Origin of the sequence: Nocardioides sp. CPCC 206348 (genome assembly GCF_048654705.1) — a bacterium.
Classification (GTDB): domain Bacteria; phylum Actinomycetota; class Actinomycetes; order Propionibacteriales; family Nocardioidaceae; genus Nocardioides.
Genome location: NZ_JBMCZA010000163.1, coordinates 10,574 through 15,292, shown reverse-complemented (window position 1 = coordinate 15,292; position 4,719 = coordinate 10,574). Strand labels below are relative to the sequence as shown.

The window sequence follows — 4,719 nt, the reverse complement described above, 5'->3', positions numbered from 1 at the left end:
GGGCTCGTCGTCGCGTGCGGCTGGGGGACGGGGTGGCCGGGGCGCTCGCGGACACGAAGGTGCCGGAGCCGTGGCGGCCCTCGAGCCAGCCCTCGGCGACGAGCTGTCCGTAGGCCACTTCGGTGACCGCGCGGGCGACGCCGAGCTCGGTGGCCAGGGCGCGGCTGCTGGGCAGCCGGTCGCCTGCGGCGAGGCGACCGTCGGTGACCTGGCGGCGGATCTGGTCGGCGAGCTGTCCGCCGAGGGGTCGTCGGTCGTCCCGGTCCAGGACGACGGCGAGGGTGGCTGCCATGCGAGTGTCCTGCCGTAGTGGTGCGTGATTGGCCCGTGTGTGCAGGCCACTTGCGCACGAGTCTAGAGGCATGAGCACCGAAGCGCCCCTGTCGCCGACGCCCCGAACGACCATCACCCGAGGTCGCAACCGGATGGTGTCCGACCGCGCCGAGCTGCACCGCTTCCTCGCCGACGGTCTGGTGGCCCACCTCGGGGTGACCGTCGGCGACCACCCGCTGGTGCTCCCCGCCGCCTATGCGATCGACGTCTCCGGACCGGATGCAGGCGGGACGCTCTACGTGCACGGGTCCGTCGCGGCGGGGTGGTTGCGGCAGGCGCAGGGCGGCACGGTCTGCGTCACGGTGACCGAGGTCGACGGCCTGGTGGCCGGCCGTTCGGCGTTCCACCACTCGATGAACTACCACTCGGCAGTGGTCATCGGAGCGGCGCGGATGGTCGACGACGAGGAGGAGCGGCAGCACGCCCTCGACCTGATCGTCGACCACATGATCCCCGGCCGGTCCGCCACCCTGCGGCCCAGCACCCGCAAGGAGCTCGCAGCCACGGCGGTGCTGGCGATCCCGCTTGCCGAGGCCTCGATGAAGGCGCGCGCCGGGGACCCGGTCGACGAACCCGACGACGTGGCAGCCGGCGTGTGGGGTGGCTGCATCCCGCTGGCTCGTGTCTCGTCGGGTGCGGTGTCCTCGGCCGACTCGCACGGCGACGTACCCGAGGATGTCGCGCGCCGCGCCGTGGCGTTTGCCGGCGGTCGTGCCCGTCAGTGAAAGTCGGTGGCTGCGGGGACCCCGCCCCGCGAGGATGACTGCCATGGACGATCCTGGCCGATTCCTCGCGGCGTACGACGAGCAGCTCCGGACCGACGCCGAGACACCGAGCGCGGTCGCCGTGACGAGGCATGGTCCGTTGCGGCTGGTGACGTTCGCAGGTGGTCGCGGGTTCATCACCTATCAGGACCTCGACGGTGCGGACGCCACGGGCATCGTTCGACTCGTCGAAGCGGCACTCGCGCACTACCGGGCGGATCCCGAGATCACTCGGGTGGAGTGGAAGACCCGGGGGCACGACGAGGCGCCGGGACTGCACCAGTGCCTTGTCGATCACGGGTTCGTCGCTGAGGAAGCCGAGTCCATCATGATCGGCGAGGCACAGAGCCTGGCGGTCGACGTACCTCTGCCCGACGGCGTGACGCTGCGACAGGTCACCGCCCGGGACGACGTCTTCGCGATGAGTGCGATGAGTGCGCAGGCCTTCGGCGACTCGCCCAGTGAGGGCGTGGAGATGGCTGAGGCGCTGCTCCGCCGACTGTCCCTCGATGACGGGATGGAGCTGTGGGTCGCCGAAGCGGGCGGCCGGGTCGTCTCCGCAGGCCGCCTCGAGCCGGTTCCGGGGACCGACTTCGCCGGGATCTGGGGCGGCTCGACACTCAAGGAGTGGCGTGGCCAGGGGATCTACCGGGCACTGACGGCAGCGCGGGCGCGGTCGGCACTGCGTCAGGGCAAGACGTTCATCAACAGCGACTCCACCGAGTACTCGCGCCCCATCCTCGAGAGGTACGGCTTCGTCAAGGTCTCCACCACCACGCCGTACCTCTGGCAGCGCAGCTGACGGCGCCGGACGTCCTGTGTCCTCCAGGTTGATTGATGTCAATCAACCTGGAGAACAGGTCAGATCCCGATCGGGTGCCAGACCGTCTTCGCCTCGACGAACGCGGTCATCCCGGCGAGCCCCGGATCGGCGGTCCAGTCCGGCTCGGCGGCAGGCGCGCGGCGTACTCGCTTGAGGTTGTCGGCCGCAGCCACCTCGAGGGAGGTCGCGAGCTCGGCGTCACCGGCGATGCCGGATAGGTCGATGGCGTTGACGTCCATGTGGGAGGCCAGCCAGGGGCCGAGGGTGGCCGCGTCACCGGTGAGGATGTTGATGACACCACCCGGCACGTCGGAGGTCGCGAGGACCTCGGCGAAGGTGACCGCCGGGAGCGGACGCGCGTACGACGACACGACCACCGTGCTGTTGCCGGTGACGATGACGGGCGCGATCACGGAGACCAGGCCGAGCAGCGAGGACGCTTGCGGGGCCAGGACGCCGACGACGCCGGTCGGTTCGGGGGCGGTGTGGTTGAAGAACGGGCCCGCGACGGGGTTGGCGTTGCCGATCACCTGGGCGAGCTTGTCCGCCCAGCCGGCGTACCAGACGAGGCGGTCCACGGCCTGGTCGACCTGGTTGCGCGCGGCAGCAGCCGTGGCGCCCTCGGACTGGCGGACGGCCTCCTCGAACTGCGGGCGACGGTCCTCCATCACCTCGGCGATCCGGTAGACGACCTGGCCGCGGTTGTAGGCCGTCCGCGAGGACCAGCCGTCGAACGCCTTGCGTGCTGCGACGACGGCGTCGCGGACGTCCTTGCGCGACGCCAGTGCCGCGTTCGCCACGAACTTCCCCTTGCTGTCGGCCACTTCGTAGGAGTAGCCCGACTCCGAGCGCGGGAACGCGCCGCCGATGTAGAGCTTGTAGGTCTTGCGGACGTCGATGCGTGCCATCAGCGCTTCCCCCCGGAGATGTCCTCGGCCTTGAGGTAGGCAGCCAGGCCCTGCCGGCCACCTTCGCGGCCGTAGCCCGATTCCTTGTAGCCGCCGAACGGGCTGGCGGGATCGAATTTGTTGAACGTGTTGGCCCACACGACGCCGGCTCGGAGCTCGGACGCCATGTGCAGGATCCGCGAGCCCTTCTCGGTCCAGACCCCGGCCGACAGGCCGTACGGCGTGTTGTTGGCCTTCTCGACGGCCTCGGCCGGAGTGCGGAAGGTCAGCACGGACAGGACCGGGCCGAAGATCTCCTCGCGGGCGATCCGGTGGGCCTGGGTGACGCCGGTGAAGACCGTCGGCGCGAACCAGAAGCCCGAGGAAGGCAGGTCGCAGGCCGGCGACCAGCGGTCGGCGCCCTCGGCGTCACCGATGCCGGTGAGCTCGTGGATCCGCGCGAGCTGCTCGGCGGAGTTGATCGCACCGATGTCGGTGTTCTTGTCGAGCGGGTCGCCGACGCGGAGCGTGCTCATCCGGCGCTTCAGCTTCGTGAGCACCTCGTCAGCGATCGACTCCTGCACCAGCAGCCGCGATCCCGCACAGCAGACGTGGCCCTGGTTGAAGAAGATGCCGTTGACGATGCCCTCGACGGCCTGGTCGATGGCCGCGTCGTCGAACACGATGTTGGCGGCCTTGCCGCCGAGCTCGAGGGTGACCTTCTTGTCGGTCCCCGCGACCGCGCGCGCGATGGCCTTGCCGACGTCGGTCGACCCGGTGAAGGCGACCTTGTCGACGTCCGGGTGGCTGACGATCGCCTGGCCGGTCGAACCGGCGCCCGTCACGATGTTGACGACGCCGGGCGGGAGGTCGGCCTGCTGGCAGATCTCGGCGAACAGCAGGGCCGTCAGCGGTGTGGTCTCGGCCGGCTTCAGGACGACGGTGTTGCCGCACGCGAGCGCCGGCGCGATCTTCCACGCGAGCATCAGCAGCGGGAAGTTCCACGGGATGACCTGGCCGGCCACGCCCAGCGGCTGCGGGTTCGCACCGAGCCCGGCGTGCTCCAGCTTGTCGGCCCAGCCGGCGTAGTAGAAGAAGTGAGCGGCGACGATCGGTACGTCGACGTCCCGGCTCTCCTTGATCGGCTTGCCGTTGTCGATGGACTCCAGGACGGCCAGCTCGCGGCCGCGCTCCTGAATGATCCGGGCGATCCGGAAGAGGTACTTGGCCCGTTCCTTGCCCGACATCCGCGACCACCCGCGGAACGCGCGCCGCGCGGCCTTCACGGCGAGGTCGACGTCCGCGTCACTGGCCTCGGCGATCTCGGCGAGGGTCTCCTCGGTGGCCGGGTTGATGGTCTTGAACGACGAGCCGCGTCCGTCGACGAACTCGCCGTCGATGAACAGGCCGTACGACGCCTTGATGTCGACGATGCTGCGCGACTCGGGCGCAGGGGCATATTCGAAGGCCATGTCCTCAGTCCAGGGTGAAGTAGTCGGGACCGCTGTAGCGGCCGGTCGTCAGCTTGGTGCGCTGCATCAGCAGGTCGTTGAGGAGCGTCGACGCACCGAACCGGAACCAGTCCGGGTCCAGCCAGTCGTCGCCGGCGATCTCGTTGACCATCACGAGGTACTTGATCGCGTCCTTGGCCGTGCGGATGCCGCCCGCGGGCTTCACACCGATCTGCACGCCCGTCGCCTCGCGGAAGTCGCGGACCGCCTCGAGCATCACGAGCGTGACGGGCAGCGTCGCCGCCGGCTGCACCTTGCCGGTGGAGGTCTTGATGAAGTCGGTGCCGGCGAGCATCGCCAGCCACGACGCGCGGCGGACGTTGTCGTAGGTCTGCAGCTCGCCGGTCTCGAAGATCACCTTGAGGTGGGCGTGCGTGCCGTCCGGCCGCACGCACGCGTCG

5 protein-coding genes and 1 pseudogene are annotated in these 4,719 nt (G+C 69.9%); 2 read left to right on the top strand and 4 right to left on the bottom strand.

The window, feature by feature from the left end; genetic code table 11:
• Positions 1 to 292 (bottom strand): GntR family transcriptional regulator (locus ACOADB_RS12475; RefSeq protein ID WP_378598814.1); only part of this gene is annotated, 292 nt, incomplete at its 3' end.
• Between the two features lie 70 nt (positions 293 to 362).
• On the opposite strand from ACOADB_RS12475, the gene ACOADB_RS12470 reads away from it, so the two are divergent.
• Together ACOADB_RS12470 and ACOADB_RS12465 are read left to right on the top strand one after the other, a co-directional pair.
• Entirely contained in the window at positions 363 to 1,058 is a 696-nt protein-coding gene (locus tag ACOADB_RS12470) for a pyridoxamine 5'-phosphate oxidase family protein (RefSeq protein ID WP_378598811.1), read from the top strand.
• A gap of 43 nt (positions 1,059 to 1,101) precedes the next feature.
• The gene (locus ACOADB_RS12465) at positions 1,102 to 1,899 is read left to right on the top strand and encodes a GNAT family N-acetyltransferase (RefSeq protein ID WP_378598808.1); all 798 of its coding nucleotides are present in this window, start codon (positions 1,102 to 1,104) and stop codon (positions 1,897 to 1,899) included.
• 59 nt (positions 1,900 to 1,958) lie between these two features.
• On the opposite strand, the gene ACOADB_RS12460 is transcribed toward ACOADB_RS12465, so the two are convergent.
• The 3 genes and pseudogenes from ACOADB_RS12460 to ACOADB_RS12450 all read right to left on the bottom strand — a co-directional run.
• On the bottom strand, positions 1,959 to 2,828 hold the full coding sequence (locus tag ACOADB_RS12460; protein ID WP_378598805.1) for an aldehyde dehydrogenase family protein: 870 nt from the start codon (positions 2,826 to 2,828) through the stop codon (positions 1,959 to 1,961).
• Positions 2,828 to 4,279 (bottom strand): aldehyde dehydrogenase family protein, encoded by a 1,452-nt coding sequence (locus tag ACOADB_RS12455; protein ID WP_378598802.1) that lies wholly within the window; start codon positions 4,277 to 4,279, stop codon positions 2,828 to 2,830. Before ACOADB_RS12455 ends, ACOADB_RS12460 begins: the two co-directional genes overlap by 1 nt.
• A gap of 4 nt (positions 4,280 to 4,283) precedes the next feature.
• Positions 4,284 to 4,719 (bottom strand): annotated as a pseudogene (locus tag ACOADB_RS12450) (deoxyribose-phosphate aldolase); the annotation flags it as partial.

What these genes read in the sequence shown, in the direction of transcription:
- ACOADB_RS12470 (WP_378598811.1), top strand. Translation starts at nt 363, where the DNA reads ATGAGCACCGAAGCGCCCCTGTCGCCGACGCCCCGAACGACCATCACC.
- ACOADB_RS12465 (WP_378598808.1), top strand. Translation starts at nt 1,102, where the DNA reads ATGGACGATCCTGGCCGATTCCTCGCGGCGTACGACGAGCAGCTCCGG.
- ACOADB_RS12460 (WP_378598805.1), bottom strand. Translation starts at nt 2,828, where the DNA reads ATGGCACGCATCGACGTCCGCAAGACCTACAAGCTCTACATCGGCGGC.
- ACOADB_RS12455 (WP_378598802.1), bottom strand. Translation starts at nt 4,279, where the DNA reads ATGGCCTTCGAATATGCCCCTGCGCCCGAGTCGCGCAGCATCGTCGAC.